Genomic DNA, 26794 nt, shown 5'->3' on the forward strand with positions numbered 1-26794 from the left:
TTCTACTGTGTCACAATGACTTTCAACCCTTCCTGGCGCAGATTGACCTGGATGGCTTCGTCGATCTCCGCCAGCGGAAAACGGTGGGTGATCAAAGAGCTGACGGGGAGGCCCATGCGCTCGGCCCGCTGCAGGAAGTGGTAGGCGTTGGGGTATTCAAAGCTGTTGTAAACCCAGCTGCCGGTAATGGTGATTTCTTTTTTGCAGACGTCCCGATGGGGGTTGATCTGGCATTCGCCCCCATCGACAAAGTGGCCGATTTCGCAAATGCCACCGCCTCGGCGGATGCACTTGAAGAGGTTGGCAAAGGCTGCGGGAACGCCTGTGACCTGAAAGCCGAAATGCGCCCCCAGCCCCTTGGTCAGGCTCGCCACCTGGGCCGCTACCTCATCGATCCCGGCATAATCGCGGTAATTGAGGGTGTCGTCGGCGCCCAAACTGCGAGCCATCTGCAGGCGATCGTGGTTCCCATCGATGGCGATGATGTTGTTGACCCCGTAGCAGCGCAGAACTGCGATCATGAGCAGCCCGATAGGACCGCAACCTTGGACGACGACGCGGGAGCGAAAACTCAGGGGGACGCCGCATTTCTTGGCGCGCTCAAGGGCGTGACATACGACGGCGGCAGGCTCGATCAGGCAACGCAGCTCCACACTCATATCGTTGACGACGAAGAAGGAGGAGCCGGGGCGGATAATGAGGTATTCGCCGAAATAGCCGTTGAAGTGGTAATCGGGCTGGTCGGGGAGCAGACCATAGACTTTCAGGTCGTCGCAGAGGTTGCTCTTCGCCGGGTTATATTTGGCGATCAGGCAATCCTGCGAAGCTTCGAGGATGCTGGTCACGATTTTGTCTCCCGCTTTGATAGGCTTGCCTACGCTATCCATCTGGATCTCGCTGCCCACTTCCAGCACCGTGCCAGTCCCTTCGTGCCCCAGCACCACCGGAGCCAGGCCGAATGGGTCGGACTTGTAGCAATGCACATCGGTACCGCAAACCCCACAAGCCTCGACCTTGACCAGAATTTCATCGGGCCGGATCGCGCGCAGGGGAAACTCCCGGATTTCCAAGGTCTTGGGCGCAGTCAAGACCGCCGCCCGCCCTTTGGTTGGCTGCGACTGCGAGGAAGGCGCCTTGGCATCAGTCGATACCTTGGCAACAACGTTTCGCACGATTTCTTCGATCATCTGGGGACTGAACTGGCTCATTTGAATAGCTCGTCGAGGGGGGATTTCCGGGAGCTCATCGATACGCCTGTATCGCGGGCTCGATGACGCTCAAGATGCTGGGATTTTCTGTGATAATCTGTATCTTTCTGGACTATGCAAGATCATTGCCCAGCTTGCTGCCATTAAGCACGCGGCACCTTGCGCTGTGACAACTTCCTGACTTCCAGGAAGGTCAGGAGCGCAAATATCAGCCCAACGACAAAGGCGCTTCCAAAAACATACAGGCTCACGCGGTAGCTCTGGGTTTGCTCGTAGACAATGGCGCTGAGGAGGGGGCCCACCACGCCCGCGACGGCCCAAGCAGTGAGCAGCTTGCCCAGGATGGCCGAGAGCTCCCTCACTCCAAACACATCGCCAATAAAGGCGGGCATCAGCGCAAAACCTCCGCCATAGCAAGAGATGATCACACAGACTGCAAACTGGAAGGCGACAGGATGGCTTAGGCTAGGCAGGGCCCAAAAAAGACCAAACTGCAGGATACAAAAGAGACCGAAGACCTGGGCCCGCCCTAGGCTATCGGACAGGCTCGACCACGCGATCCGTCCGAGACCGTTAAAGAGCCCCATCAGGCCCACCATCGTTGCTGCGGCCGGCGCACTGAGGCCTGCAATCTCTTGCGACATGGGAGCAGCAGCCGCGATTACCGCAATACCACAGGTGATGTTGATGAAGAGCATTGCCCAAAGGTAGTAAAACCGCTTTGTGCGCAGCGCTTCCGTGCATGTCAGCTGCAGGGCTTGCGGATGGCGCGGCGCATCTGCCGCTACAGTTACGTTGAGGCCTCCGCCGGGCGCCCATCCTGCGGGCGGCGGGGCAAGGTAACGCGACGAGAGCACCATGATCACCAGATAGGCCACCCCCGAACCTACGAAGTCGCAGGAATACCGACAGTCTCGATCAAGACCACAAAGATCTTGCTGGCAAAGAGCGCACCAAATCCGAAGCCCATCACCGCGAGACCGGTGGCCAAGCCACGCCTGTCGGGAAACCACTTCACCAGGGTGGCGACGGGGCAGATATAGCCGATGCCCAACCCCACCCCAGCCACAACGCCATAGCCTGCGTAGAAAAGCCAAAGCGTGCCCAGATGCACCGCGACACCCGCCAGAACAAGGCCCAGCCCATAAAAGACGGCCGCGATCTGGCCGCTAAGCCGGGGCCCCATGCGCTCGACGCGGGGCCCCAGAAAGGCCGCCGACAGCCCCAAGACCAAGATAGCGAGGCTAAAGGCCCAGGCCGTTTCAGGGGGCTGCCAGCCAAGCTCCTGCAAGAGCGGCTTCTTGAACACACTGTAGGCATAAACACTGCCAATAGAGACATGGACACCCATCGCAGAAGCAGCAATGAGCCAACGGTTTTTAAGCTTTTCCATTCCAATCGTTGTCAGGCGCATACGTGGCCCCCGATTCGGCAAAGATCGCCCTCGCCCTTTCCAACGTATCGCGGCATAGGACAGGCGAATCCTTCAGCTCACAGGGTAACTGAGACTGCGTATTTCGTCTCACTCATTTTGTGAAAGGGCAAGATCTCAACGCGTGGCACATCCTCGTATCCCCTGATCTGTCCAATGCAGTGTGGATGAGTCTCCCACCGGAAACTCGCCGGCCTCCGCGCGGCTTACGCCGCTTCCGCAGTGTATACAGACACAAAAAAGCACGCCATTTTAGCGTGCTTATCAATCGGAAAGTCTTGATCTACAAAGTAGATAAAATGGTGGTGGGAGCAGGATTCGAACCTGCGAACCGATTACCGGGAGAGATTTACAGTCTCCATGCTTTGGCCGCTTGCATATCCCACCATCAAAAGAACGAAAAACCAGATCATGCCGCTTGCATTGAATCGTGCAAGGCAAAATTTTGAAAAAGTGCGTTTTTGTTCAAAGCGACCAATCCTGGCGGTCGAGCCCTTCCATGTCGCTGAGGTGGATTTCCAGCGCGCGCGCGCTGATGTTGATCTCGATCACGCTCAGGATCAGCGAGGCGGCAAGCAGGCCGAGGCTGAAGGTAAAGAAGATGCTGCCGAGGATGGGAAAGCCGTAGAAGAGCCAGCCCATCGAGATGACGCAGCAGAGGAAGGCCATGACTCCGGCCCCTTGCATGTAGCGGATGATGTGGACGCGGCGGCGGAGGTTGGCGATCTGTGCGAGGTTCTTGGGGTCGGGCCGCTCGCGTTGCACTTGATAGAGCGCGCGAATGACGTTCGCGAGGGTGATGAAGCGGTTGGTGTAGGCCAACAGCAGCAGCGAAATGGCCGGGAAAAGCAGGGCCGGCGTAGTCAGATCGAGCCTCATATCTCCTGAGCATGCGGGCGCTTTTCGGCAAAAGCGAGCGATGTTTCCGTTGCGCCCGGGCTTCCGCTCCCCTATTCAGCGCGCATGGGGAAAGGTGTCTCCGTCGAGATCGAAGACGTCGTGCAGACGTTCAGCGAGCAGACTCGGGTGCTGCGCGGCGTTTCCGCGCGCATTGGGGCCGGGGAATTCGTGGGGCTCCTGGGGCCGAGCGGCGCGGGCAAATCCACGCTGTTGCGCATCGTCGCGGGCCTGCTGCGGCCGACGGCGGGGCGCGTGTCGTTTGGAGGTGCGCAGCCGCAACTTAGCTTTATCTTCCAGCAGCCGTCGCTCCTGCCTTGGCTGCGGCTGCACGACAACATTGCCCTGCCCTTGCGCCTGGGCGGCACCGCACAGCCCGAACGGCGGCAACAGGCGGCCGAGCTGGCTCAACGGGTCGGCTTGCGCGAAGCACTAGAGCGCTACCCTCGCCAGCTTTCCGTGGGGATGCAGATGCGGGCTTCTCTGGCCCGGGCCTTGGCCGCACGGCCCAACCTGATGCTGCTCGACGAACCGCTGGCGGCCGTGGACGCTCTGACCCGCACTCAACTGAACGTGGCGTTGCGCCAGTGGCAGGAGGAAGACGGCTGGACGGCTTTGCTCGTGACCCACTCGGTGGAAGAGGCGGTGTTTCTGTGCGACCGTATCCTGATCCTCGATGGGGGTGTGTTGGCCGACACGCTGGCGGTCGAAGGCCCTGCCCACCGCACGCTGGCCTGGCGGCGCGAAACGAGCTATCACCTGCAGGTGGACGCGCTGAACCGCAAGTTGCTGGAACAGGCGGTGCAGGCATGACCGCGCTTTGGCGTAAGTGCTGGCCCGTGCTGGCAGGGCTGACGGTGTTTATCGGCCTTTGGTATGTGCTGGTGTGGGCGCTGGATCTGCAATGGTTTCAGCTACCAACGCCCGACCGTGTGCTGGAGGAGCTGGTCGCACGACGGGATGAGCTGCTTCGGGCCGCATGGTTTACCTGGCGTAGCGCCCTGATCGGCTTCGTCGCGGCAACCGTAATGGGGCTGGCGACGAGCTTGTTCTTTGCCGCCCTGCCCCGCCTGCGGCTGATCGCCTATCCTGTGCTGGTGCTGCTGCAGATGGTGCCCATTGTGGCCTCGGCCGCAATGGTGGTGATCCTGCTCGATACGGGCACGATGGCGACGGTTTTTATCGCCTTCCTCATCAGCTACTTTCCCATCATGGCCAATACGACTCGTGGCCTGGTGGAGGTGCCGCGCGAGCAGCTCGACTTGTTCCAGCTCTACGCGGCCAAGGGCTGGCAGCGCCTCTTCTGGTTGCGCCTGCCCCATGCCTTGCCTGCTTTTTTTGCCGGGCTGCACATTGCATCTACCCTTGTGGTGATCGGCACCGTGACGGGTGAGCTTTTTGCGACTTCCAGCGACGATCAGGGCGGGCTCGGCTATTTGATCTTTGCCTACCGCTCACAGGTAAAAACGCCTGCTCTCTACAGTGCGGCCTTGCTCAGTTCGTTACTGGGATTTTTCTTTGTAGGCGTGGTCAGCGTGCTCCGGCGCTGGCTGCTGTCCTCGTGGTACAAGCTCGAAGTCGATGAAGGTTCAACGGTCTAGCACGCTTATCTTTTTTGTCCTTTCCCTGCTCGCCTGCCTCGGTTGCGGCAAGCCCGCCCCTGCCGAGGAAACAGCGACCGGCCTGACGCCGATCACGCTGCAGACGGACTGGTTTGCCCAGGCCGAGCATGGTGGCTTTTATCAGGCGCTGGCCAAGGGCTACTACGAGGAGGCGGGGCTGGAGGTCACAATCCTGCAGGGTGGCCCCAACTCCATGAGCCTGAACAAGGTGCTGACCGGCAAGGCCCAGTTTGCGATGAACCGAGCGGATGCGATCATCGAATTCGGCTCGCAAGACCTGCCGCTGCAGCCGGTAATGGCCCACTTTCAGCACGATCCGCAGGCCTTGATGCTGCACGCAGACGACCCGGCGCAGTCGATTCGCGACCTCGACGGGCGTTCGGTCATGGCCATCCCGGGGCATACCTGGATCAAGTTTGTGGAGGCGCAATACGGGATCGACCTCAAGATCGTGCCTCACACCTTCAGCCTGGAGCGTTTTCTCTCCGACCCCACCTTCATCCAGCAGTGCATTGTGACCAACGAGCCGTATTTCGTGCGTCAGGCCGGGCAAGAGGTAAAAACCTTTCCCACAGCCACAACGGGCTTCGACCCCTACCACGTCGTCTATGGGCAGAGTGACTGGATCCGTCAGCATCCGGAGCTGGTGGAGCGATTTGTAGAGGCTTCGATCCAAGGCTGGCGCGACTATCTGGAGGGAGACCCCGGCCCGGCCTTTGACCTGATCCTGCAACGCAACGCCCACATGAGCCGCGATCTTCTGGTCTACGGGCACGATTTGATTCTGCACGACAACCTGACCAAGGGGCAAACGGAGCGGGGCGAAACGTATGGCCAGATCGACGCCGCTCGCCTGCAGCAACTGGCCGATCAGTTGCGCCGGCTGGGCATCGTGCCCGAGGGCACGGGTGTGCCGGGTTTCGATCCGGAGCTGTTACCCCCGGCGGCGCGTAAGTAAGGGCGGCCCCTCAGTCCTGCTTGTCAGGCCGCGGAGTCCTGTCATCATCGCGGCCAAGATGGTCGTCTTGCCCCCGCGTCAATCGTGGCCCCTGCTGCTCACCGGCACAGGCTTGGCGCTGCTGTGGGCGCACTTCATCACCGTCTTTGCCGCCGAGTGGGCCATCGACGAGCAATACAGCTACGGCTTTATCGTGCCGCTCTGTACGGCCTACCTGCTGTATCTGCGCTGGCCGGAAAGACCGTCGCCCGATGCCTCGCGGACGGGCTGGCTGCCGTTTGTGCTGCTGAGCCTGGCCCTGCTCTTTGTGCCGCTGGCAGTCATTCGTGGTTCCAACCCGGAGTGGCGGGCGGCGCTGTGGCTGGAGGGGCTGCTGGTCTACGGGCTCAGCCTGCTTGTGCTGTGGCGACAGGGGGGCTGGCCGTGGCTGCGCCATTTCGGCCCCGCCTTGGCGCTGATGCTGGTGGCGATCCCGTGGCCGCGGGACTGGGAAAATACGCTGGTCAACGGTCTGATGCGGGGCGTTGCGGCCGTGGTGGTCGAGATCATGAACCTGATGGGCCACTACGCGATGCAGCAGGGGAATCTCGTCTTCCTGCGGCAGGGTGTGATTGGCGTGGAAGAGGCCTGTAGCGGGGTGCGCTCGCTGCAATCGACCCTGATGGCGGCGGTGTTCCTCGGGTTGCTCTTTCGCTGGCGCTTCAAGCCCTTTCTCGGGCTCGTGCTGCTGGGCGGCATCGTGTCGCTGGGCCTCAACATCTTGCGTACGCTCACCTTGACCTGGCTGACGGTGCAGGATGGGCCGACGGGGGCCAAGGAGTGGCACGACCCGCTGGGGCAAGCGGTGGCGCTGCTGTCGTTTGCGGTGCTTTTCGCGCTCACCTGGCTGCTGCATCGCTGGTGGCGACCGCAGTCGCGCCTTCACCCGCCTCCCGCCGCACGTTCGACGCCCGGTGCCCTGCCCTTGCCCGCATCGGTGGGCCTTGGTGCGGTGTTGTTGCTGGCCCCGTTGGTCAGCGCGGCCTGGTATCACACCGTCGACCATCGCCACGAGGTGGAGGTGGCCGCGCAGGTGGTGGAAACGGTGCCGTTCAAGCAGCGGGAGATCCCGGAGCGCGTGCAGGCCCTGTTGCGCTTCAGCGAGGGCGCCCACTATGTGTGGACCGATGTCGACGGCACACGCTACACCCTCTTTTTCTTCTACTGGGGCGAGGGCCAAACCTCGTCACACGCGGGGGTGCACCGCCCGGAGGTGTGCCTGCCTTCCGCTGGCTACAAGATGGTGGCAGAGGAAGCCCCGTTGGCTTGGGAGGGCGGCCCGTTGACACTCGAGTTCGAGACGTTCCGGTTCAGCTTTGCCCAAAGGCCGCTGTTCGTCTTCTTCTCGGTCTGGGACGAGTATCCGGGCCATCAGGTGCCGATCGCCAACGACTGGCGCGACCGGTTGGCCAATGTCTGGAACCGGGAGCGCGTGCAGGGGCGCTACTCGGTCGAGCTGATCATTGAGCCCGGTCCGCAGGGCGATCTGGCGCGGGCGCGGCAACAGGCGGAGGGCTTTCTGGATCGCCACCTGCAACTGGTATCGGCTGCCCCCAGCGTTGCGCAGCCATAAAGTAGGCGGGCCAGCGTTGCCAGGCTGCCGTAGCGCCCTCCAGTACCTCCGTCGTCTGCGCCTGCCAGTAGTGGAGCGCAGGGGGCACCTGCCCCTCCCATGAGACGAGCTGCAGGACTTCGCGCACCTCCTGATAACGCCCTTCGGCGGCGTAACGCTGACAGAGCGCCTGCGCCGAGGCGTAGTCCTGCGCATCGCGCCGCAGCCTCAGCTCCAGCAGGTTGAGCGGCAGCTTGTCGCCATACGGCACGACAGGGGCAGCCAGCGTAGCCTGCAGCAGGGCCGAAGCCTCTCGCGTTGCGCCCGCGTTGGCCAAGGCCCACGCCTGCATCCACGAGCAACGGCGCTCCAAGGCGGGACTGCGGGCGAGCGCGCCCTCCACCCCGGTCGCCTGGCCGAGCTTCAGGTAGCGCAGCAACAGCGCCTGTTGACGATCTTCCGCCCATTGCGGCCAATTCGCACCCGCCAATTCAGCCGGCAGTGTGGCGGTAAAAGTCGCATCGTCCATCAGCTCCAGCGCGCGCAGGCGGTAGGCGGGGTGCAGTTGGCTCAGCGCGACCAACTGCGGGCGCACGGCGGGCTGAGCCTGAGCGGCTCCCCAGATCTCGCCAAAGAGCCAGTCGCGGCTCAATCCCTGACCGCTACTCAGGGCGAGGCGCCACGCCGCCACCGCTTTTTGCGGAGCAAACGGCAGCCACACCTGTGCCTCGCGTAGCGGGATGACGGTGTAAAATGGGGCCAGCCTTCGCGCGATGCGAAACTGGTTTTCCGCCTCGGCAAAGTCACGCGCCGCGACCGATTGCCGCGCCAGCTCGAAATGCGTGCGCCAGTCGAGCGGGATGCGATTGACCGCAGTCTGAGCAGCTTCGACCGACTGCGCGCGCTCGAGCGTCGGCTGCCGGAAGACGCCCATGGGCGAGAGCCCGACCAGCGCAGCCCAGCCGATCGTGAGCCCAGCGCAGGCGAGGCCCGAAAGCAAGGAGCGCAGTGACAGGCGCGGCGGGATCTCGGGCTTTTCCGTGGCAGGCAGCGCGAGCATGAAAAGAAGGCCGCTGATCGCCACGGTGACGAGGCGGTGCCCGGAAACGTCGATCAGGCTGTGCCCGAGCAGGAGCCATGCAGCCACCGCCGCCGTGCGGTGAAAACTGTCTTGATAGGCTCGCAAGCGCCAGAGCCAAACGGCCAGTGCCAAGACCAATGCCAGCATGAGCAAGGCGGCCGGCACCCCGGCCTCAGCCGCCAGCCACAGCCAATCGTTCTCCGGGTGGCGGGCGTTGACTACGCTGAGGGATGCGTCGCGATATTGCGGGAAGACATCGGCGAAATTGCCCAGCCCTACCCCTTGCCACGGCTGGTCGGCCACAAGCTGCAGGGTGTCGGCATAGATGGCCTTGCGCACCCCGGCCGAAACTTCGTGCGGAGCCATTTGGGTAACCGGTGCCGCCCGCCAGATCGCGATTGCAAAGGCCAACGGCACGACCACGATGCAGGCCACGGCCCACCAGCGTTGGAGGCTGGGGCGGATCGCCCGCAGGATCTGCATCCCGACTAGATACCCCGCGCCGACCAGAGCCAGAAATTGCGCGGCCTGGCTCTCGGAAAGAGCCAACGCAATCGCCATCACCGCCAGCGCCGTGCCCAGCAACAGGCGGGCGGGCACGTGTTCGCTCTTCAAAAAGCAACCGACCGCCAAAACGACGCCTTGCGCCAGAACCAGCGCCCATTGGTTATGGTTGGGCGTAAAGCTGAACACCTGCAGGTTGGGCGCCCAGGGGTTGATCACGCCTTGCATCGTCGCCAAGGCCGCGACAAAGGCCAGCCCCGTCAGCAGCGCAATCCAGGCCTGCAGGATGTTCTTGCGCGAGCGACGCCCCAAGCGCATGCCCCACATCCAGCCGAGCAGGATGACCATGGTAAAGGCGTAGAGCCAGCGTCCGGTCGACCACACCGGTTGCACAGACCACCCCGCCGTTTCCAGGCCGAGCTGCTGCAACGGCTCGCGCCATTGCGCGCCTCCCAAGTGCGGCAAAGGGGTGCTGGCCAGCCCCAGCCAAAGCAAAAACAAACCGCCCAGAATCAACACGGGCCACGGCAAGCCGACTCTGCGACGCGCCAGGCACCAGCCCACGGCGGCCAGGCCCAACAGGATTACATTGAGCCAGCCGTCCGGCAGCCCAGCGAACAGCACCAGCACCGCCGCACTCGTCGCCCAGGACCAGGAGAGGAGTTTGGACTGTCGGGGCGTTCGCGGGGTAAGCGGCTCAACCGGGTCAGGCTCCAGCGCCAGAAGACGGCGGGGCGTAGTAATCATTATACTTCTTGTAGTAATAGTAGTCGCCGCCGCGGACGTCGACATAGTTGAGCACAAAGCCCCCGATCTTGGTGCCGCGCAGGCGCAGGCGCTCCAGCGAACCCTTGATCTGGCGCACCTGCGAGTAATTGGTGCGCACCACAAAGAGCGCCACGTCGACCCGCTGGGCCAGGCTCGTCGTATCGTCGGTCGCGAGGATCGGGGCCGAATCGATCACCACGTAGTCGTAGGCTTCGCGGGCCTCGGCCAGCACCTCATCCATCCGGCGGCTCAGGAGCAGCTCACCCGGGCGCTGGGGATACTCGCCCGAAGCCAGAAAATGCAGACTCTCGGAGCCAATGGTGCGGACGGCGTCCTTGAGCGAAATCTGCCCTTGCAGCACCTCCGCCAGGCCCGGCGCACGCGGCATCTGCAGCGTGGGAGCAATTTGGCCACGGCGCAGGTCGGCGTCGATCAACAGCACGCGCGAGGCCGTAAGCGAGATGGCAGCCGCAAGGTTCATCGCCACGGTCGACTTGCCCTCTTCCGGCACCGAACTGGTCACGAGGATGACTTCAGGGCGGTCTTCATCGGTGCCCATGAAGAAGAGCGACGAGCGCAGGGTGCGGCAGGCTTCGGCAAAGAGGTGACGGGTGTCGGCCGCTTGCAAGATCTCGACGCGGCCATCCTTGCGCTGGCTCTCCGTCGGGATGAGGCCCAGCACGGGCGTATCGAAGCGGTTGCGCAGGTCTTCGGCCGAAATCACGCGGTTGTCGATCAGCCCCAGCCCACCGACCAGGAGCGCGCCAAGGACAAAGCCCAGCATGGCGCCCTCGATCAGGCTGCGCTGAAAGTTCATCCGCGTCTCGCCCATGTAAATCGGACGCTCGAGCACCGAGACGATTTCGGGCGAAATGTCCTGCCCGCTCTCGATCGTCTGCAGCGAGCGCAACAGGCTTTCGTGCTGCGAGCGAAAGCGCGCGAGGTTGGCCTGCAAACGGTCGAACTCGGCGGAAAGGCGGCTGTTTTCCAGCGCCACGCCCTCCTGTTCGGAAATGATGATGTTGAGGTTGTCGAGCTGCACCTGCAGCTCTTCCTTGCGCTCGCCGACTTGTTGCTCGGCCTGTTGGCGATAGATCTCCATCAGCTCCTGCGTCCGGTTGATCTCGTCGGCCAAAGCGATCATCTTCGGGTGCCTCGGCTTCAGGTAGCGGGCAAACTGGTCGCGCTCGGCCTTCATCTGGGCCAGCGAGCGCTTGGCCTCCTGATAAGATTCGGTGGCCGCCGTGCTGATGAGCGCACGGTCTAGCCCCATCGACTGGGGGTTCTGCAGCTGCATGTCGAGCCCGAGCGACTGGATGAGCCGCATCTGGGTGCGCAGCTCGGAGCGGCGACGCTCCAGCGCCGCGAGGTTGGACCCGGCGGAGTCGCCCTGCTCCTGGATAAAGATCAGGTTGTTCTGCTTGCGAAATTCCACGACGGCATCTTCGGCTTGCTGGATCCTGCGCTCCACATCGTCGAGCTGTTCGGTGATGGCCAGCAAGGCGCGTTCGCTCGTCTCGCCCTTCATCTGTTGGCGCCAGTTGATGTATTCCTCCAGCAGGGCATCGAGGTAATACTGGGTGTATTGGCGGTCCTGCCCCGAAGCCAGGATCTGGATGATCGAGGTGTCGGGGATTTGAACGGGGTTGATGCCTACGCCGCTGGCTTCAAGGTCGGGATGGAAGGCCGCGACTCGCTCGCGGGCAGCCTTGCGCACGTCGGAGCTTTCAAGAAAGGCCTTTTGATTGCCGAACCAGTAGCTGAACTGCTCCTGCACACCGGTATTGAGCTGCTGGGCGACAAAGCCGCTGAGCATGATCTTGGCCGCCCAACGGTAGGTAGGCTGATCGTTCTTGGCCTGCCATCCGCGCCAGCCAGCGCCGAGGACCAGCATCACGAGCGGCAGCCACCAGTAGCGCTTGAGCAACAGCTTGGCCAGTTGCCAGTAGTGGCGGATCTGGTCTTGCCAATCGGTGGGGCCGCTGCTACTGCCGCCCTTGGCCTTGTCTTCAAACAGGTCGAAATCGTTGGCTACCATGCGAATTTGCGGTCGGTTACGCGGATGATGTCGTCGGGCTCGAGCACCGGATCGTTCTTGCGGTCGCCCTCTTCGAGGATGCGCTGGACGTCCACCACCACGCGCCGCTTGTCTTCCGGCAGCGAAGTGTCGGCACGGATGAGTACCACGCGCCGCTTGTTGGCAAATTTGGCAAAGCCGCCTGCCTTCAGCACCGCCTCGCTGACCGTCACCCGCGTGTTGTCCGTCGGCAGGTTGTAAACGCCTTCGGAGGTGATCTCGCCGGTAATGTAATAGGTGCCGCCGAGGCGGTTGGACTCGGGGATCACGAGAGTGTCATCGGGCTGGAGCACGCGGTCGGCCCCCAGATTGCCCTTGTCGAGCACCTCCGTCAGGTCGATCACGATCTTTTCCTGGCTTTCCGGGTCGGTGGCATCGCCTCGCAGGATGGTAACCTTGGTCAGGTCGGCACCGACGCGGGTGCCGCCGCTGCGCAGCAGAGCCATACTTGCGGTGAGGACCTCGTCGGCCGGGATGGGCATCGGACCGGGGCGGACGACCATGCCCACCACCTTGACTTCGCCGCGCGCCCCGTCGGCCCGCTCGAAGTCGATCAGCACCGTCGCCTGGTAGTAAAAGTCTTTTTCGAGCGCCTGCTTCACGTCTTGCGCGAAGCCCTTGGGCGTCTTGCCCGCCGCCTGCATCCGGCCGGCCAGCGGCACATCAACATTACCCTGGGCGTCGACAAACAGGCGCATCGTTGGCTCACGCTCTTCGATCACCTGGTAGGTCAGGCGGTCGCCCACCCGCAGCGTCCGGGTGTCGTCGAGCAATTCCATGCGGCTGATCCCCTGGGCGGAGAGGGCCGAAAGGAGGCCCAGCGTCCACGCGACCCAGCAGGCCAGAGCCGGGGCGCATCGCCGCATGCCGAAATGCAAGAGGTGGTTCATCTCCCTCATTAACGTCAGAAACCCTAAAAAGTATAAGTCAATTGTGTCACGGCCATATGCTGCTCGTAGCCGCGATTGGCGCGATCCGACGTTTTGCGGGTGTAGCGGTAGAAGCTGGTCAAGTCGAGTTGCGGGCCGAGCTGGAACTGCCATTCGAGTTGACCACTGAAGCGGCGTGCCGTTTCGGCAAAGCGACCGCCTGAGTCTTCCACCCATTCATGACCAAGGCGCCCCGTCACCGTCGAGCGGTTGAAACCGCTGTAGGTGCCCGCCCACATCACCGTGTGCAGGTCTTTGTAGTTGGAGACCGCACCGAGGCTGGTGGTATGACGGTAGCCGAGCGAATACGACAGGGTCTCGGAGACGGAGTGCTCCGCCTCGATGCCCCAATAGACGCCGCCCAGGTCGCTCCGGTCGCCATTGGTGCCGTTGGAGTCGAACTTTGTCGTATAGTAGCCCACATCGCCCACGAGCGTGAGGAAGTCGGTGGCCTTCCAGGTCGTGATCAGGCTGTAAGACTGTCCGTCGCTGTCGTTCTGCAAGTCTTGCCAATAATCGTTCCAGCTTTGCGAGGCCACCAGCTGAGTCGTCCAGCCCTTGTTCCAGAGGTGCTGCCAGTTGGCGGAGACGGCGTGCGTGGTCAGCTCGGTGTTGGCAAAGGCGCGGGTAAAGGTGTCGAGGTCGTGGCGGCTGAGCGTGAACGTCAGCGTATCGAAGTCCGACAAATCCCACTGGAGGGAGGCCGAGCCGTTACTGGAGATGCGCTCGTAAAAGATCGCTTCCGTCGTGAGGTTGCCGTTGGCATCGACCCCCACCGCATCGACCGGACTGGTGAGGTAGGTGATCTCGTAGTTCAGATGCAGGTACAGCACCTCGCTGAAGCGGACGAGCGCCTCGAAGTTGGTATTCGGGAAGAACGTGTATTTCAGCTTCCGCGAATCCAGCTCGTTGTGCTCGAAAGCGTCGCGGTAGTCCGCCCCCAGGGTAAACGAAATGTTGTTCTCCTTCGTCAGCTCCCACTTGCTTTTGAGGGAGACGCCGGCTGTCCAGAAGAGGTCGGGCAACTGCGAGGTGGCCGAAAAGGTGGGGTTGGAATTCCATTCCAGCCCCGTCGTGGCTTCCAGTGACGCCGAATAGCGGCCCGCCTGGAATGTTTGGCCCCAGCCTTGGGTCACAAGGCAGGCGGCGGTACACCAACACAAAGCGGCCGTTCGAGATGCAGCGTTACTCACGGTAAAAAAGTGGCAAGAATGTCGATAAACCAAAATGTGCCCCTGCCAGCTGCACAACGACATTTTACAGCCAGCGTAGAAGCGGAATCTGCTTCCTTGGAGACTATTCTCTTGATGGCCCCAAAGAATTCCCTATTAGTATAGATAAAATTACCTATCTTCTGGTGAAGAATGCAAGCCATTTCCCTCGCCGCCTTTCTGGTCTAACGACCACGGCAGCTCTCGCCTTGACCTTGTGCCCCTGGGGCGCACAGGCCATGGTTACCGTGCCCCGGCCCAGCGAACAAGATCTCGCGCACTACCAGAAGAACGTGGCCCGGATGAACATGGGGGCGCAAATCGTCAACCTGAGCAGCGAGAGCGAAACGCCTCCTCCGCCTGCGTCCGACCTGGGCAATGAATATACGCCTGTCTGGCTCGGGGAAGACGAAGCCCGGGGTGCCGACCTACCTGCAGGCGAAAGCCTCCGCCTGATCGCGTTGAAGGATTTCCACACCGTCTCCAAGTTTATCCTGCAAAACTACGGTGCGCGGGGCAAGGTGACCGTCTACGGCTCCGAAACCCTGCAGGCGCTGAACAGCCGAGGCTGGACCGAGCTGGGCTCACATAATCTGGGCAATACTAGCGACGTCTCGATCAATTTCCCCTCCATGAACGTCCACTACGTGGCGATGAAGTTCGAGCTGGAGCGGGGCGGTGAAATCGGCGGCCTCGGCGTCTTCGGGGAAGATACGCTGGACCAGGCTTCGGCCCTTTTTGCCGAAAACCCGGAGGAAATCCGCGCGCTGCTCGCCGCCGGTGCCAAGCCCATCCCCTTCGACTTCGCCAGCCTCTTTACCGGCTCGACCATCACCGCCATCAGCTCGGGCAACCCGGCGGATTCGTTGTTGATGATCGACGACGACACCACCACGGGCTTCCGCTTCGACCCGGAAGAGAACAACGTGCTGATGCTCGACCTGCGCTACGATTACATGGTCGACCTCCTGTCGGTCGTGCTCAAGGCCGGCCCCGGCACGCTGGAGCTGTATGCAGCCAACAGCCTGCCCGTGGACGCAGCGGGGCTGAGCGCCGAAGATGTAGGCTACAACTTGCCCGAAGATTATTTCGACACTCTGGAGCCGATCGTCACCAACAAGTTCGACGAGCCGGTGGAGCGCATCCAGATCAACCTCGAATCGCTGGAACGTCGGTTCTACGTGTTGAAGTGGATCCCGGAAGACCCGAACGATCCGCCGCTGGAGATCTTCGAGATCAGCGTCATCGGGCAGGTGCCGGAGGAACTGTCCGAAGTAGCTTTCGTGTCGCGCAGCCAATTTCTCAGCCAGACGCCGACGCAGCAGGAGCCGCCCGACCTGGAAGCTCCGCCGGTCGACAATCCCGACTCGTTCAGCGATTGATCGCCTGCAGGAGCGTGCGCTCCTCCGGGATGAGTTCGTCCGGGTTGACCAGCGCCGCATACTGGCGGGCAGGTGCCGCGTAGCCGTTGGCCTGCAGCACCAGGGCCAGCACCAGCTGTTGCCGGCTCTGCACCTGCTCCCATTCAACCAGACCGCGGACTGCCTCCAGCAGCGCCAACGCCTCGCGCCCGCGGCCTGCCTTGGAAAGCGCGAACGCATACGTCATGCGCGGGAAGAGCAGCTCGGGGTTGGCCTCGACCACCGGCCGAATTACGTCGATCACCTCCTGCGCATCTCCGCCGCCGAGGAGGTGAAAGTAGCACCAGTCGTTCGTCGCGCCCACATCGTTGGGCTTGAGCTTGCGCAGCTCTTCCAGCGCGCGGCGAATCCCCGCCAGATCACCCTGCTGCTTGTAGACCGAATAGAGCTGCAGGTAGGCCCACTCCGCACGGGCGGGTTGCTCCGTCAGGCGGTTCAGGGCCGAGATGGTGACCGGGAGAAGGCCGAGGCGTGCCGTGCGATCGGCGATCTGGCGCAAGGCCACCGGGTCCCGCCCGGCCGCGAGTAACAGGCGCTCGCGCACGCGGTTGAAGGCCCGCTCTTCGTTCAAGGCTCCGTAGCCCTGCAAGAGCCCGAGATAGCGCGGCACTTCCGTCACCGGAGCTTCGGGCTTTTCCAGAATCGCGACCATTTCGCGCCAGCGGCGTTGCTGGGCCAAGGCGTCGACATACACCTCAAGCAGGTCGCGCCGGCTCAAGGCCATCTGCGCGTCGATCACCTCAAGGCTGTAGCCGCTCAGGCCCCGTCCATTGAGCCAGCTGGCCAAGGCGTGGCGCTGCTCCGGCGATTCCGGCGGCACGACCTCTTTTGCCCGAGCAAATGCCTGCGCTGGCGTCAAGCGCCCCAAGGCGTAGCGCAGCTGCACGTCCAGCAGGCGGGCATCCTGATCGGATTGCGCCGCCAGGGCATCCAGCAGCCAGTCAGCTGCAGGCAAATCCTCCGGCTTCAATTCGCGCCCTAGCACCTGCAGTTGGCGGGCATTCAGCCGTTGCTGAGTATAAGCCTCCTGCAGGGCCTGCCAAGCAGCCAGGTCGTCCGTCGTGGCAGGAGAAATGCGTGCCACCTGCAGCGGCAAGATGGCCGCCATCTCACCCTCCGGAGCCGCCTGCAACACCTTGGTGGCCGAGGCAAAAGCGTCTTCCCAGGTATTGGCGTGGGCTTCGAGCCGGGCCTTCAGCTCCCAGTAACGCCAGTCCCGTTCGCTGGGGGTGCCCGCCTTTTGCAGCGCCTCGCGCGCCCGCTCCGCCTGGTCGACGGTTAACGCCGCCAGCCCGTAGCGCACCCAGTTGGCCGGCTGTGGATCCAGCTCCACCAGGTCTTGCCAAAAGCCCACCGCCTGATCCGGGTCGACAATGTCTGCTGCCTGGGCCGTGGCGAGCACCACCTTGGCGTCTTGCGGCCGCAGCGCGTAGGCCGCGCGCACGTCTTCCCAGGCGTTCTGGCTCGCCACCACGTCGGGCTGGTTCAACCGACTCTGGGTGTCCAACACCGCCAGCCCGCTCTGGGCGAGGTCGCGCGCACGATGGAGCTTGAAGGCGCGGTAGCCGAAGTAACCGCCCGCGCCCAGGATCGCGAGGCCGAGCAGGCCGACTACAAGCCAACGCCCACGCGAGGGTGGCGGCGGTTCGGCGGAAGGAGTTGCGTCAGGAGGGTTCATGCCAGCGTCTTTCTTTAATCGGTCGGGCCGGGTTACCCGCCACCACGGTCCAAGGGGCCACATCGCGCGTCACGACGGCCCGGGCAGCCGCGACGGCCCCTTCGCCAAGAGTGACGCCCGGCAACACCATGGCGCCCGCCGCCACCCAGACGTTTTCGCCGGTGCGGATCGGCGCGGTGACGAGCTGGAAGGCCGGGTCTTGCAAATCGTGCGAACCCGCCGCGAGGTAGGCTTGTTGGCTGATCACGGTGCGGCTGCCGAGCTCGATCAGGCCCTTGTTGTCGATCACTGCCGTGTCGGCGACGATCACTTCGTCGCCGCAGCGCAGATTCCACGGAGCCCAGATCTCGGCCTTGGGGTAGATGCGGCAGCGCGCACCGAGTCGCGCCCCAAACAGCCGGAGCCACCACGCGCGCCAGCCGTGTGCCACACGCGGGCTGCAACGAATAAAGATGGTGTAGACAAAGCCCCACAGCCAGCGACCGATACGGTTGCGGCGGGAAAAGCTGGGCGACAAAAACTGGCGCGGCTCGGCGGAACTCATGTGGCGGACAAATCGTGCTGCAGGATCGACAGAAGGCGTTGCGCGGTCGCTTCCATCCGAAAGTGTTCGGTGAAGCAGGCAAGCGCATTTTCGCCCCAGCGTGCGCGTTCCGCCTCGAGCAGGTCGCGCCAGTGCGTGAGCAAGCGTCGCGTGCCCTCCAGCGTGTCGGCCTCGGCCAAACCCGCACCGGCATCGACCACTTCGCGCCAGATATTGACCTGCCGGGTCAGTAATACCGGGGTGCTTACGGCCAAGGCTTCCGCCACCACCAGACCAAAATTCTCCTGGTGAGACGGCAAAATCAAGGCCTCGGCCTGCCGCAGCGCGCCCCATTTGGCGTCGCCCGCGATCGGACCGATCCAGTGGATCCGCTCCGCCGGGAAGCGTTGACGAATGTCTGCCGCAAACGGCTCATCCTCGCCCGGCCCGGCCAGCACCAGGTCAAAAGGCCAGTCGGCCCTTTCTGCATGCGCCTCGGCCAGCAGGTCGACGCCCTTTTTGGCGCACAACCGTCCCAGAAACAGCAAGAAAGGTCGCCCCGCCAGTTGCGGAAAGCGCTCCAGAAAGGCCGCCTGCTCCGCCTTTGGGTCGCCGGTCGGCGTGGCCGTGCCGAGCCCGCAGACGAGTTCGCGCGGGCGGTAGCGCGGGAAGCTGCGACGGGCCAGCTCACGCTCCGCCTCGGCGGTATAGAGCACGCCTTTGGCCTGATTCAACACCGCCCGCTCGATCAGCGTCCAGTAAGGCAGCTTTTTCAGGTATTTGAGCGGGTATCGCCGGTTGAACCAAGGGTCGAGCATGCCGTGCGGGAAGACATAGTACGGCACCTCCTTGCCGCAGACCTGCCAGGCGATGAGGCTCGGGTATTGCCACAGGCCGTGCACCATTACCGCATCGAACTCGGCGGCATGGGCGGCCAGCCAGGGTTGAAAGGCGCGGCTGTGGCCGTAGAAATTTGTCGCCGGCCCCAGGGCCTGCACCGGAAGCGGGAACGCGGGCAGGTAATCCGCCTGCGGATCGTCGACCGTGGCGACCACCTGCTCCACCCCCAGCTCTTGCAGGGCGAGCCCCAACCGGCGAACCGCCTCCACGGTGCCGCCCAGCGCAGGATCCAAACGAGGTATGGCGTGAAGCAGGCGCATGATCAAACGGAGGTGCCAGACAGGGTATCACGTTGGGGCTCTGCCGTCTCCCCCGCTTTCTTTTTCTCTGCCGCCACCGCGCGCCAATACGGCTCCAGGTTTTCCAGCAGCAAGAGGGTGCCTACGCTGAGAAACCACCAGATGGCCAACGGCGGCTGGATGCCGAGCGTGGAAAAGAGGCCGTTAAAGATGACCGAGCCGAGCGCCAGCGCGCCCGCCAGAACAACGCGGCTGTGCTGCAGGCTGAAAAACGCCCGGATACAGACGGCGATGATGAAGAGGCGGAAGCTCATCCAGATCGCGACCAGGTAATAACCGCCCTCCAGCACCGTGTTGGCCAGATCGGCCTCGCCCCACACCTGCGAACGCACCTGCGCGGCGTGTGCGCTGATGTTTTGCACGCCGTTGCTCATCACCCCCAGGCCATAGCCGAAAAAGCCCGGCTGGTAGTGCTCGTAAAGGTAGATCCAGCCAAAAAAGGCGTGGTTCATCCGGTCCATATATTCCTCACCTACCTCGCCTTCCAGCAGGTCGCCCGAACGCACATCGAAGGCCTCGAAAGCCGCCGGGGCCACCATGCGCGCCGCCAGCAAGGCCAGGCCAGCCATCGCACAAATCACGACGATCTCCCGCAGCGATTTTCCCTTGCCCCGTAGCAGCACGAAGCAGATGCCTACCACCACGATCAAGGCGCTGCCGATGGCCGACAGACGCGAGCCGCTGATGAAGTTGGCGATCATGAGCAGAAACAGCAGCGGCAGCGGATGCGAGAGCCACGACCACGGCTTTTCCAGCGCAGGGCGCACCATCAACGTGAGTGCGATGGCATAAATGGCCACGTGCAGAAACCAGCTGTATTGCGCGACAAAGGGGAATGGACCGCTGACCCGCAGCCGTCCGCCTGCGGAAAACGCACTCAGGTCTTCCCCCGCCACCGAGAGGTTGAGCCAGTGACTGGGCGGCAGGGCGAGTTGCAGCAGCGAGAGCGCCACAATGGGATACAATGCCCATGCCATGTAGCGATAGGGACGGGTCGCCTCCAGTGGGCTCGTTTGGCCAAAGGCCGCCACCATACCCAGTGCCACCGCCGGGAACAGCAGGTATTGCTTGGCGCCGAAAACCGCGAGAATCGGGTCTTTGATCGCGGTAAAGAGGATCATCGGCAGCATTACGACGGCCAGCCCTGCCCACGCCGCCAGCACCAGCCCCGCCCTGCCCTTCGGCGGGTTTTGCAACACCAGCAGCATGATGAGAAATGCCAACCCGTCCTTGACCAGGATAAACACGGTCGAGAGCCCACCCGGCAACACCTTGCGGATGATACCTTCGCAAATCAGCACGCCGATGAGCGCGAAAACGAGGTATTGCAGCCCCTTTTTCATGCCGGAGAGATGCGGGCAAGAGTGGTAACGAGTTCTCGACCGGCGCGGTCCCAGCCGCCCACTTCGGCGATGCGACGGGCAGCCGCTTCGCCCATGACGCGCCGAAGCTCTGGATCGACAGCGAGGGTTTCAAGGTGGGTGGTCAGTTCATCCACCCCACGCGCGGGAAAGAGCCAGCCCGAGCGGCCTGCCTCCAGCAGTTCGGCCGCGCCAGAGTGCTCGCTGGCCACCACCGGCAGGCCGTGCGCCATCGCCTCGCCCACCACCAGCGACAAGCCCTCTTCCAGGCTCGGCTGGACAAAGACATCGGCGGCGCGGTAAGCGGCGGTCAGCTCCTCGCCCTTCAAGACGCCACGTAACTGGGTGCCGGTCGGCCACTCCGCCCCCTCCATGCCGGTTGGCGGGGCTTCGGGCCCGACCAGCCACAGCTCCTTGCGGGGCACGCGCAGCCGATCGAAAGCCTGGGCGAGGTAGCGGAGGCCTTTGCGAAAGTTCAGTTGCCCTACATAGAGCACGCGAAAGGGTTTATCGGCGGCTTCGGGCTCAGACTTGAGGGCCACAGGCGCAGGTGCTCCGTAGCGGACCTTCAGCAGCCGGTCCGTCGGGACGCCGCGCGCACGAAAACTCTCCAGCACAAAATCGGACGGGCCCAGGATGCAATCCGCCTCCGCATAATCACGCAAACGCCGGTCGCGTTCAGCGGGGTGAAAGGGCGGCGCAGGCAGCTTCAGGCGTGCGCACTCGTCGGCCAGGATCTCGTATTGATGCAGCCAATGGCTGTTGACCGCCTCGCAGACGAGCACGCGCTGGCCCTTCCAGCGGCGGCAAGTGGCGTTGCCCGTGCCGGCATAGAAAAGCGCACCGTTGGCCTCGGTCAACGCCCGGCTGGTGGCGGCGTCGAGAGCCCGTTTGCTCTGGACGCTAAGGGCTTCGCGCTGCCCGTAGGAAAGGAATGGCAGCCGCGCGGAGAGGACGTATGCGCTTTGCCACAGATCGACCCGCTTAAGCCGCCCGCTCGGCAGCTCCACCTCGGAACGAGGGCTCAACCGCGAAAAACCGGACACGAAGGTCCCCAGCACGCCCGCATCCGCCAAGGCTCGGGCGTAGGGGTAATGGTGGGCCCGGTTCGGCGCGGTGTAGACCCACTTCACCGGCGCGCCTCCTCGATCAGGCGTTGATAGGCGTCGGCCGCTTGGGGCAGGCGCGACACACGAGGCGGTGGTTCACTGGCATCCCACCAGCGCACGATGTCTTCCCCCGGTCGGCAAAGATGGGGCGAAAGCTCGCGGGCGGGCCGCCAACGCGGGAAGCTGACGTCGTCGCGCAATACCCGCACCCGCAGGCCGTGCTCCTGCATGGCGATGAAGCTGCCGCTCTTCTCCAGCAGTGCGACAGGATTTGTTGTCAAGCCGAGATCGAGCTGTTGCAGGTAGCGGGAAATGCTGGCGGGGTCGTGACGGGCACAGCGTTCCAGGGGCCAACCGTGTGGTCGCTCCTGTTGCCAGCGTTGCCAGCGTGCCTCACCGGCGGCCCCCAAGCGGCCGGCCGCCATCAGCTTGACGGGGCGGTTGAGGTGGCTGGAGAGGCGTTGCAGGTCGGCAAAAAGCGCCTTCTCGTCCCACGGCTCGTAGAGGGAGCCGAAAAAGCCGACACGGAAATGGGGGTCGTCGCGGGGCGGCGACGGGTAAAGCGGGATATTGCCGCACAGGGGTAGCAACTCCGCCTGCACGCCGAGGCTCTTGAGCAGGTATTGATAAGGCGAGGCCTGCGTATGGACCCAATCGGGGCGCAGCGTGCGGATCATGCGACGCCAGCTATGCCACTGGCCTTGACCTGCGATACGCTCCCTGGGCGTGCTCTCGCGCTTGGCCCCGAGCCAGATTTCGTGCGCCATCAGCTGGACCTTGGCGGGGCCGGCGAGGTGGCGAAACCAGTTGCCCAAGCCGCCAACCCAGCCGCGCGGGTGAAAACCGTAGGGCGTCAACTGCCAACTGAGCACCGTAGGGCGGTGCGATTGCCACCACTCGACCGCGCGCTCGCGGCGAGCCAGCTCGGTTGAGGCGGCGCTGAGGCGTAGCTGCACGATACCGTGGTCGATCCGGCCCTTGGGCTCCGACACTCCCGAATCGCGCCAAGCCAGCCAGCCCACCGCATAGCCGCGCGCCGCCAACGCGCCGCCCACCTGGCGCACGTAGTCGCCCACTCCGTCCTTTCCTGGTTCAGCCCCGGCGGTGAGAAATACGATGTCGAGCTGATCAGCCATGCGGTGCAGTATCGTGCCTCAGCCAGTGCGCGTAAACTTCTAAAGTACGAGCGGCATGTTGTTCGGCGGAAAGATTTTGCACTTCCCCAGCCTGTGCGGACAGGACGGCAGGCAAAAGGTCTGGGGTTTTCAGTAACGCCACCGCCCGGGCCACCATCCCCGCCACATCACCCGCCGCAAAAAGCTGGGCGTGCGGCACAAATTCACTCGGTCCCGGCACGTCATAAGCGAGCACGGGCAGCCCCGCATGCATCATCTCCAGCGCGCCGTAGCCAAAGCTTTCCAGATAAGACGGGAAGAGCCCGAGCGAGGCATCCGCCAACAGACCCGGCAGAGCTTCCGGCGAAAACTGCGGATGCACCTCCAACTGAGCCCGCAAGCGGGCTGGAAAGAAACCGCGCACCTCCGCCTCGGTCTGGAAAAGCCCCTTAGTGCCCAGCAGGCGCAGCCGCACACCGGGAATCGCCGCGCTGAGGCGCTCGAACATCTTTACCAGGTCCAGACAGCCTTTACGAAAATCGAAGGTGCCGACGAACGCGATGACCGGCGGGCGAGCCTTGGGGCGGGCCGCGACAGCCTCCAGCGCAGCCCGTTCGGCCTGAACGCAGCCCGGCAGGACCACGGCCACCTGGCGCGGGTCGAGCCCCAACTGGCCCAGGCGAGCGGCGTCGCGGTGGTTGTTGACCATCACGCCACCGGCGCGGCGAAGCGTCTCGGCAGTCTCACGGATCTGGCCCTCTTGCTGCCAGCGATAGCGCCACGGCTGCAGGGCCTTCTTCATGCGCACAAGCGGGCGCGGGTCGTCGGGCAGCCGCATATCGGCCAAATGCAGGAGCAGGAGCGAAACCCGGGCAACCGACAGCCGGATCGGAATTTGCGCCGGATCGAGCGGGAACGGCAGATGATCGAAATCCAGCACATCAAACGAACCGTGAGCCTCCACGTAACGGCCCAACAGGACTTCCCACGGTTCACCGGGCAGGGCGTGGGTCTTTTGGCGCAGGGTATCAGCCGACTCCACCGCAACGGACACCCCTTGCGCGCGCAACCCGCTGGCGAGGTCCATCGGCAGGCGGGGGCCGCCCAGACGGCGGTCGAGCTGCCCTTGCACGAGCAAAAGCACTTTCATTGCCCCACCCCTTCGTCCAGGGCCGCGAGGTAGAGCGCCAGGTGTCGCTGGGCGACCGCTTCCCAGCCAAACAGCTCGACCCATTCGCGCGTGCGGGCGGCGTAGGCGTGCTGGTCGGCCAGAACCTTCTGCAGGCCGATGGCTAAGGCGGCAGGATCGTCTTGCCGGACGACTTCGCCCGACACCCCGCGCGCGATAAATTGCCCCATGCCCCCGGTATCGGAAGCGACGACCGGAGTGCCGCAAGCTTGAGCTTCGAGCAGGGTAAATCCCATCAATTCGGCAAACGACGGCAGACCGTCGACCCGGGGAGCGGAGACCGAGGGCAGCACCGCCACAGCCGAACGCCGGTAAAGCGCCACGAGCTTCACGTCGTTGGCGTCGTGGATGAACTTGACCGGCAAGCCTTGGGCCAGCTCGCGCAGACGCTGCAGGTAAGCCGGATCGGCCACGCGCCCCACGATCCGTACCGGCGGGCAATCGCGGAAGTGGCGGCAAGCCTCCAACAAGACGTGTACGCCCTTGTGCGGCAGCAGACGGCCCACGTAGAGGATGCCTTCGCGAGGGGCACCGTAGGCTGGCGGCGTAAAGCGGTCGAGGTCGACCCCACCGGGGATTTCCACCGTGCGCAGCCCCGGCTTAGTCTGTAGCAATTGCACGCCGACGTGGCTTTGCCCGATGCCCGAGGCGTAGCCTGCCGTCACGGGTAGGCGACGATGCAAGACAGTGCCGCCCCCGCCCCCGTGATCGGTCACAAAGATCGGTTGGCGGCTCAGGCAGGCCTGTACTACCGCAAGATCGCCCATCAAGGTCGAAACCTGGTGGACGTGCACAATGTCGGTCGCAACCAGCGCCCGGAGAGCCGAAAACGAGAGCGGATTGTCGCGGGTAAAGCGGCCGGAGGTGCGCGCAGGGAAAATGCGGTAAGATACCCCGTCCTGCACAAAGTCGCGCCGCCCTCCGCAGCTGACGACTTCGACCGTCGCACCTTGGCGGGCCTGAAAGCGCGCCAGCTCGTGCACATAGCGTTCGCCCCCGCCCATCACCGAGTCGGGGTGGAAATACGTGGGGCTGAAGTGCCGGATGCGCATCAGGAGATCAAGCCTCGCTCCCGCAGGCGTTTCAAGGCCTCTTCACGTGCCTCGCGGCCCGTCGTCTGGATCACACGATCTTCCCGGCTCGCGCGGGCCCACTGGCCCCACCAGCGCAGGCGCGTCACCAGCCCCTCCGGCGCATCCACCTCGCCCCGCGTAGCCGGGCGCAGCGCCCGCAAAGTCAGGCCCGAGGTGATCATGGCCGCGTGCAGGTTGTTGATATACTCCAGCGTGAGGCGGCGGGCCGGGATCAGGTGCTGCAGGGTGAGGCTCGGAAATGCCCCCACGCCCAGCCCGACGTCGCAGGCGGTCAACGCGAGGTCGGTATCGCCGTCGGAGAGCAGGCTGTCGCCGCTCCGGTCGAGCGCCTGCCGCGCCGGGTCGGCCAAGGTGCGCTGCTGATAGGCCTGCGCGACCGCCCGCCTCAGCACCATGCCCGCGCCACAGGGCACTTTGGCATTGAGGTAGTCGTTGCTCCAGTAAACACGGTCGAAGGTGCGCTCGGCCAGCAAGCCCCGGTAGCGTTCGAGCCAGTCGGGAGGGCTTTGCTCGAAGACGAGGCACACGTTGCCGCCCCACGCGCCCACCCATGGGCAGGCTTCGCCGATGCGGACGGCTTCGGCCAGGTAATCGGGCGCCAGCACGTTGTCGTCGTCGACCATCAGCAGCAGGTCGGCCTTGGCGGCGGCAAAGCCGGCAAGGCGGGCAGGCGTCAGCCCCGGTTGATCGAGCCGGATGACGCGGGCAGCCGGATGCCACACGAGGTCGACCTGCGAGGCCAGCGGCCGGTCCGACGCGCTGTCGATGACGATCAGCTCCCACGCGGAGGGCTCCAGCGTCTGTTGTCGCAGAGCCGCCAGGACCGCTTCGAGGTAATCCGCGCGGGGGTTGCGCGTGCAAAGGATGATCGAGATCCGGGGCATCAGCGGTAGGTGCGGCTTTCGTGCGAGGTAAACCAGCAGTGCACGCCGTATTTGAGCGATTTGGCGGCCCGCTGCCAGCCTTCCGGCTTCGTCCAGGCCGACTGCAGCGAGTTGAGCGCGTGGTGGAAGCCTGTGCCGAAATTACGGTGCTGAAAGGCCATACAGCTCCATTCGAAATAAACGGAGCTGAGGGTGTCGGTACGTTCGGGCAGCGGCATGTCGGCGGCCTCCTGCGGGTCTAGCCCCCGGCGCTCCAGCGCTTCGGCCACGCAGAGGCGCACCATGCGCTCGTGCTTCTCGCGGCGGCGGTGATTCGTGCTGCGCAGGTGGAGACGGTATTCGAGCAACACGTCCATCAGGTTGTGGACTTCGCCCTGCTCGGCGAGGCGCAGGAACAGGTCGAGATCTTCCATTTCTACCGATTCGCGGTAGCCACCAAGGGCCTCCAGCGTGCGGCGGCGCAGCATGATGGTGGGGTGATACAGGGCGCTGCCATGGCCTTCCAGCAAGCGGGCGTCGATCTCGCCATGGCGCTCCGGCGGCAGGCCAACGCTGAGCACACGGCCGCGAGGGTCGACCACTTTGACGGCGGTGCCAAGGCAGACCACCTGCGGGTGCGCCTCCAGGTATTTCAGCTGATACTCAAAGCGGTGAGGGTAACAGATGTCGTCGCCGTCCATCCGGGCCAGCCATTCCCCTTGCGCGGCTTGCCAGGCGACGTTGAGGGCCTTGGGCAGTCCCCGGTTTTCCTGATGGATCACCCGGATACGGCTGTCTTTGGCGGCCCAGGCATCGAGCAGCTCTCCCGCGCCATCGGTCGAGCCGTCGTCAACCGCCACGAGCTCATCGTAGGGCCGCGTCTGCTGCTGCAGGCTGCGAAGGGCTTGGTCGAGGTATTCGCGGCCATTGTAGACCGGCATGATGACGGAAAGCGTCATGGAAA

The 26794-nt window shown here is 63.8% G+C and carries 21 protein-coding genes, 1 tRNA gene and 1 pseudogene; 5 read left to right on the forward strand and 18 right to left on the reverse strand.

What is annotated here, in order from left to right:
• Nucleotides 1–2: 2 nt before the first annotated feature.
• The 4 genes and pseudogenes from Q7P63_05530 to Q7P63_05545 form a co-directional block, all read right to left on the reverse strand.
• Nucleotides 3–1208: a zinc-binding dehydrogenase gene (locus tag Q7P63_05530; GenBank protein MDP0499544.1), complete on the reverse strand. Its 1206-nt coding sequence runs from the start codon at nt 1206–1208 to the stop codon at nt 3–5.
• Nucleotides 1209–1351: 143 nt separating this feature from the next.
• Nucleotides 1352–2601: pseudogene (locus Q7P63_05535) on the reverse strand (OFA family MFS transporter).
• Between the two features lie 339 nt (nt 2602–2940).
• A tRNA-Tyr gene (locus tag Q7P63_05540) sits at nt 2941–3027 on the reverse strand.
• 78 nt (nt 3028–3105) lie between these two features.
• Nucleotides 3106–3519 carry a DUF2721 domain-containing protein gene (locus tag Q7P63_05545; GenBank protein ID MDP0499545.1) on the reverse strand — a complete coding sequence of 138 codons (414 nt, stop codon included), beginning with the start codon at nt 3517–3519 and terminating at the stop codon, nt 3106–3108.
• Between the two features lie 84 nt (nt 3520–3603).
• On the opposite strand from Q7P63_05545, the gene Q7P63_05550 reads away from it, so the two are divergent.
• Genes Q7P63_05550 through Q7P63_05565 form a run of 4 tightly spaced genes read left to right on the forward strand, consistent with a single transcriptional unit; the run spans nt 3604 to nt 7729 of the window.
• The gene (locus tag Q7P63_05550; GenBank protein MDP0499546.1) at nt 3604–4350 is read left to right on the forward strand and encodes an ATP-binding cassette domain-containing protein; all 747 of its coding nucleotides are present in this window, start codon (nt 3604–3606) and stop codon (nt 4348–4350) included.
• Nucleotides 4347–5138, forward strand: a complete 792-nt coding sequence (locus Q7P63_05555; protein MDP0499547.1) for an ABC transporter permease subunit — start codon at nt 4347–4349, stop codon at nt 5136–5138. The genes Q7P63_05550 and Q7P63_05555 overlap by 4 nt, the downstream gene beginning before the upstream one ends.
• On the forward strand, nt 5119–6117 hold the full coding sequence (locus Q7P63_05560; GenBank protein MDP0499548.1) for an ABC transporter substrate-binding protein: 999 nt from the start codon (nt 5119–5121) through the stop codon (nt 6115–6117). The genes Q7P63_05555 and Q7P63_05560 overlap by 20 nt, the downstream gene beginning before the upstream one ends.
• A 58-nt stretch (nt 6118–6175) precedes the next feature.
• Nucleotides 6176–7729: an exosortase/archaeosortase family protein gene (locus tag Q7P63_05565; protein ID MDP0499549.1), complete on the forward strand. Its 1554-nt coding sequence runs from the start codon at nt 6176–6178 to the stop codon at nt 7727–7729.
• On the opposite strand, the gene Q7P63_05570 is transcribed toward Q7P63_05565, so the two are convergent.
• Genes Q7P63_05570 through Q7P63_05585 form a run of 4 tightly spaced genes read right to left on the reverse strand, consistent with a single transcriptional unit; the run spans nt 7617 to nt 14230 of the window.
• Nucleotides 7617–10040 carry an O-antigen ligase family protein gene (locus Q7P63_05570; protein MDP0499550.1) on the reverse strand — a complete coding sequence of 808 codons (2424 nt, stop codon included), beginning with the start codon at nt 10038–10040 and terminating at the stop codon, nt 7617–7619. The two genes, Q7P63_05565 and Q7P63_05570, sit on opposite strands and share 113 nt — an antisense overlap.
• A complete protein-coding gene (locus Q7P63_05575; protein MDP0499551.1) occupies nt 10000–12099 on the reverse strand; it encodes a polysaccharide biosynthesis tyrosine autokinase in 2100 nt (699 codons plus the stop codon). The genes Q7P63_05570 and Q7P63_05575 overlap by 41 nt, the downstream gene beginning before the upstream one ends.
• On the reverse strand, nt 12093–13028 hold the full coding sequence (locus tag Q7P63_05580; GenBank protein ID MDP0499552.1) for a polysaccharide biosynthesis/export family protein: 936 nt from the start codon (nt 13026–13028) through the stop codon (nt 12093–12095). Before Q7P63_05580 ends, Q7P63_05575 begins: the two co-directional genes overlap by 7 nt.
• Before the next feature lie 23 nt (nt 13029–13051).
• A complete protein-coding gene (locus tag Q7P63_05585) occupies nt 13052–14230 on the reverse strand; it encodes a hypothetical protein (GenBank protein MDP0499553.1) in 1179 nt (392 codons plus the stop codon).
• Between the two features lie 287 nt (nt 14231–14517).
• On the opposite strand from Q7P63_05585, the gene Q7P63_05590 reads away from it, so the two are divergent.
• Nucleotides 14518–15660, forward strand: coding sequence for a hypothetical protein (locus tag Q7P63_05590; protein MDP0499554.1), 1143 nt, complete (start codon nt 14518–14520; stop codon nt 15658–15660).
• Here the strand turns inward: Q7P63_05590 and Q7P63_05595 are convergent.
• The 10 genes from Q7P63_05595 to Q7P63_05640 are packed head-to-tail and all read right to left on the reverse strand — an operon-like array spanning nt 15650 to nt 26789.
• Entirely contained in the window at nt 15650–17377 is a 1728-nt protein-coding gene (locus Q7P63_05595; protein ID MDP0499555.1) for a hypothetical protein, read from the reverse strand. The genes Q7P63_05590 and Q7P63_05595 overlap by 11 nt on opposite strands.
• Nucleotides 17364–17921 (reverse strand): putative colanic acid biosynthesis acetyltransferase, encoded by a 558-nt coding sequence (locus tag Q7P63_05600; protein ID MDP0499556.1) that lies wholly within the window; start codon nt 17919–17921, stop codon nt 17364–17366. The genes Q7P63_05595 and Q7P63_05600 overlap by 14 nt, the downstream gene beginning before the upstream one ends.
• The gene (locus Q7P63_05605) at nt 17918–19060 is read right to left on the reverse strand and encodes a glycosyltransferase (protein ID MDP0499557.1); all 1143 of its coding nucleotides are present in this window, start codon (nt 19058–19060) and stop codon (nt 17918–17920) included. Before Q7P63_05605 ends, Q7P63_05600 begins: the two co-directional genes overlap by 4 nt.
• Nucleotides 19061–19062: 2 nt before the next feature.
• Nucleotides 19063–20442, reverse strand: coding sequence for a hypothetical protein (locus tag Q7P63_05610; protein ID MDP0499558.1), 1380 nt, complete (start codon nt 20440–20442; stop codon nt 19063–19065).
• Nucleotides 20439–21593 (reverse strand): glycosyltransferase family 4 protein, encoded by a 1155-nt coding sequence (locus tag Q7P63_05615; protein ID MDP0499559.1) that lies wholly within the window; start codon nt 21591–21593, stop codon nt 20439–20441. Before Q7P63_05615 ends, Q7P63_05610 begins: the two co-directional genes overlap by 4 nt.
• A complete protein-coding gene (locus tag Q7P63_05620) occupies nt 21590–22705 on the reverse strand; it encodes a hypothetical protein (GenBank protein MDP0499560.1) in 1116 nt (371 codons plus the stop codon). Before Q7P63_05620 ends, Q7P63_05615 begins: the two co-directional genes overlap by 4 nt.
• Entirely contained in the window at nt 22698–23834 is a 1137-nt protein-coding gene (locus tag Q7P63_05625) for a glycosyltransferase family 4 protein (protein MDP0499561.1), read from the reverse strand. The genes Q7P63_05620 and Q7P63_05625 overlap by 8 nt, the downstream gene beginning before the upstream one ends.
• The gene (locus Q7P63_05630; GenBank protein MDP0499562.1) at nt 23831–24925 is read right to left on the reverse strand and encodes a glycosyltransferase family 4 protein; all 1095 of its coding nucleotides are present in this window, start codon (nt 24923–24925) and stop codon (nt 23831–23833) included. Before Q7P63_05630 ends, Q7P63_05625 begins: the two co-directional genes overlap by 4 nt.
• Complete coding sequence (locus Q7P63_05635; GenBank protein ID MDP0499563.1) at nt 24925–25851, reverse strand: glycosyltransferase; 927 nt, start codon at nt 25849–25851, stop codon at nt 24925–24927. Before Q7P63_05635 ends, Q7P63_05630 begins: the two co-directional genes overlap by 1 nt.
• On the reverse strand, nt 25851–26789 hold the full coding sequence (locus Q7P63_05640; GenBank protein MDP0499564.1) for a glycosyltransferase: 939 nt from the start codon (nt 26787–26789) through the stop codon (nt 25851–25853). Before Q7P63_05640 ends, Q7P63_05635 begins: the two co-directional genes overlap by 1 nt.
• Nucleotides 26790–26794: the final 5 nt, after the last annotated feature.

This window comes from Verrucomicrobiota bacterium JB022 (assembly GCA_030673845.1).
Lineage (GTDB): Bacteria > Verrucomicrobiota > Verrucomicrobiia > Opitutales > Oceanipulchritudinaceae > WOUP01.

Coding starts and splice junctions, on each gene's coding strand:
- Q7P63_05530 (MDP0499544.1), bottom strand. CDS start 1,208: ATGAGCCAGTTCAGTCCCCAGATGATCGAAGAAATCGTGCGAAACGTT.
- Q7P63_05545 (MDP0499545.1), bottom strand. CDS start 3,519: ATGAGGCTCGATCTGACTACGCCGGCCCTGCTTTTCCCGGCCATTTCG.
- Q7P63_05550 (MDP0499546.1), top strand. CDS start 3,604: ATGGGGAAAGGTGTCTCCGTCGAGATCGAAGACGTCGTGCAGACGTTC.
- Q7P63_05555 (MDP0499547.1), top strand. CDS start 4,347: ATGACCGCGCTTTGGCGTAAGTGCTGGCCCGTGCTGGCAGGGCTGACG.
- Q7P63_05560 (MDP0499548.1), top strand. CDS start 5,119: ATGAAGGTTCAACGGTCTAGCACGCTTATCTTTTTTGTCCTTTCCCTG.
- Q7P63_05565 (MDP0499549.1), top strand. CDS start 6,176: ATGGTCGTCTTGCCCCCGCGTCAATCGTGGCCCCTGCTGCTCACCGGC.
- Q7P63_05570 (MDP0499550.1), bottom strand. CDS start 10,040: ATGATTACTACGCCCCGCCGTCTTCTGGCGCTGGAGCCTGACCCGGTT.
- Q7P63_05575 (MDP0499551.1), bottom strand. CDS start 12,099: ATGGTAGCCAACGATTTCGACCTGTTTGAAGACAAGGCCAAGGGCGGC.
- Q7P63_05580 (MDP0499552.1), bottom strand. CDS start 13,028: ATGAACCACCTCTTGCATTTCGGCATGCGGCGATGCGCCCCGGCTCTG.
- Q7P63_05590 (MDP0499554.1), top strand. CDS start 14,518: ATGGTTACCGTGCCCCGGCCCAGCGAACAAGATCTCGCGCACTACCAG.
- Q7P63_05595 (MDP0499555.1), bottom strand. CDS start 17,377: ATGAACCCTCCTGACGCAACTCCTTCCGCCGAACCGCCGCCACCCTCG.
- Q7P63_05600 (MDP0499556.1), bottom strand. CDS start 17,921: ATGAGTTCCGCCGAGCCGCGCCAGTTTTTGTCGCCCAGCTTTTCCCGC.
- Q7P63_05605 (MDP0499557.1), bottom strand. CDS start 19,060: ATGCGCCTGCTTCACGCCATACCTCGTTTGGATCCTGCGCTGGGCGGC.
- Q7P63_05610 (MDP0499558.1), bottom strand. CDS start 20,442: ATGAAAAAGGGGCTGCAATACCTCGTTTTCGCGCTCATCGGCGTGCTG.
- Q7P63_05620 (MDP0499560.1), bottom strand. CDS start 22,705: ATGGCTGATCAGCTCGACATCGTATTTCTCACCGCCGGGGCTGAACCA.
- Q7P63_05625 (MDP0499561.1), bottom strand. CDS start 23,834: ATGAAAGTGCTTTTGCTCGTGCAAGGGCAGCTCGACCGCCGTCTGGGC.
- Q7P63_05630 (MDP0499562.1), bottom strand. CDS start 24,925: ATGCGCATCCGGCACTTCAGCCCCACGTATTTCCACCCCGACTCGGTG.
- Q7P63_05635 (MDP0499563.1), bottom strand. CDS start 25,851: ATGCCCCGGATCTCGATCATCCTTTGCACGCGCAACCCCCGCGCGGAT.
- Q7P63_05640 (MDP0499564.1), bottom strand. CDS start 26,789: ATGACGCTTTCCGTCATCATGCCGGTCTACAATGGCCGCGAATACCTC.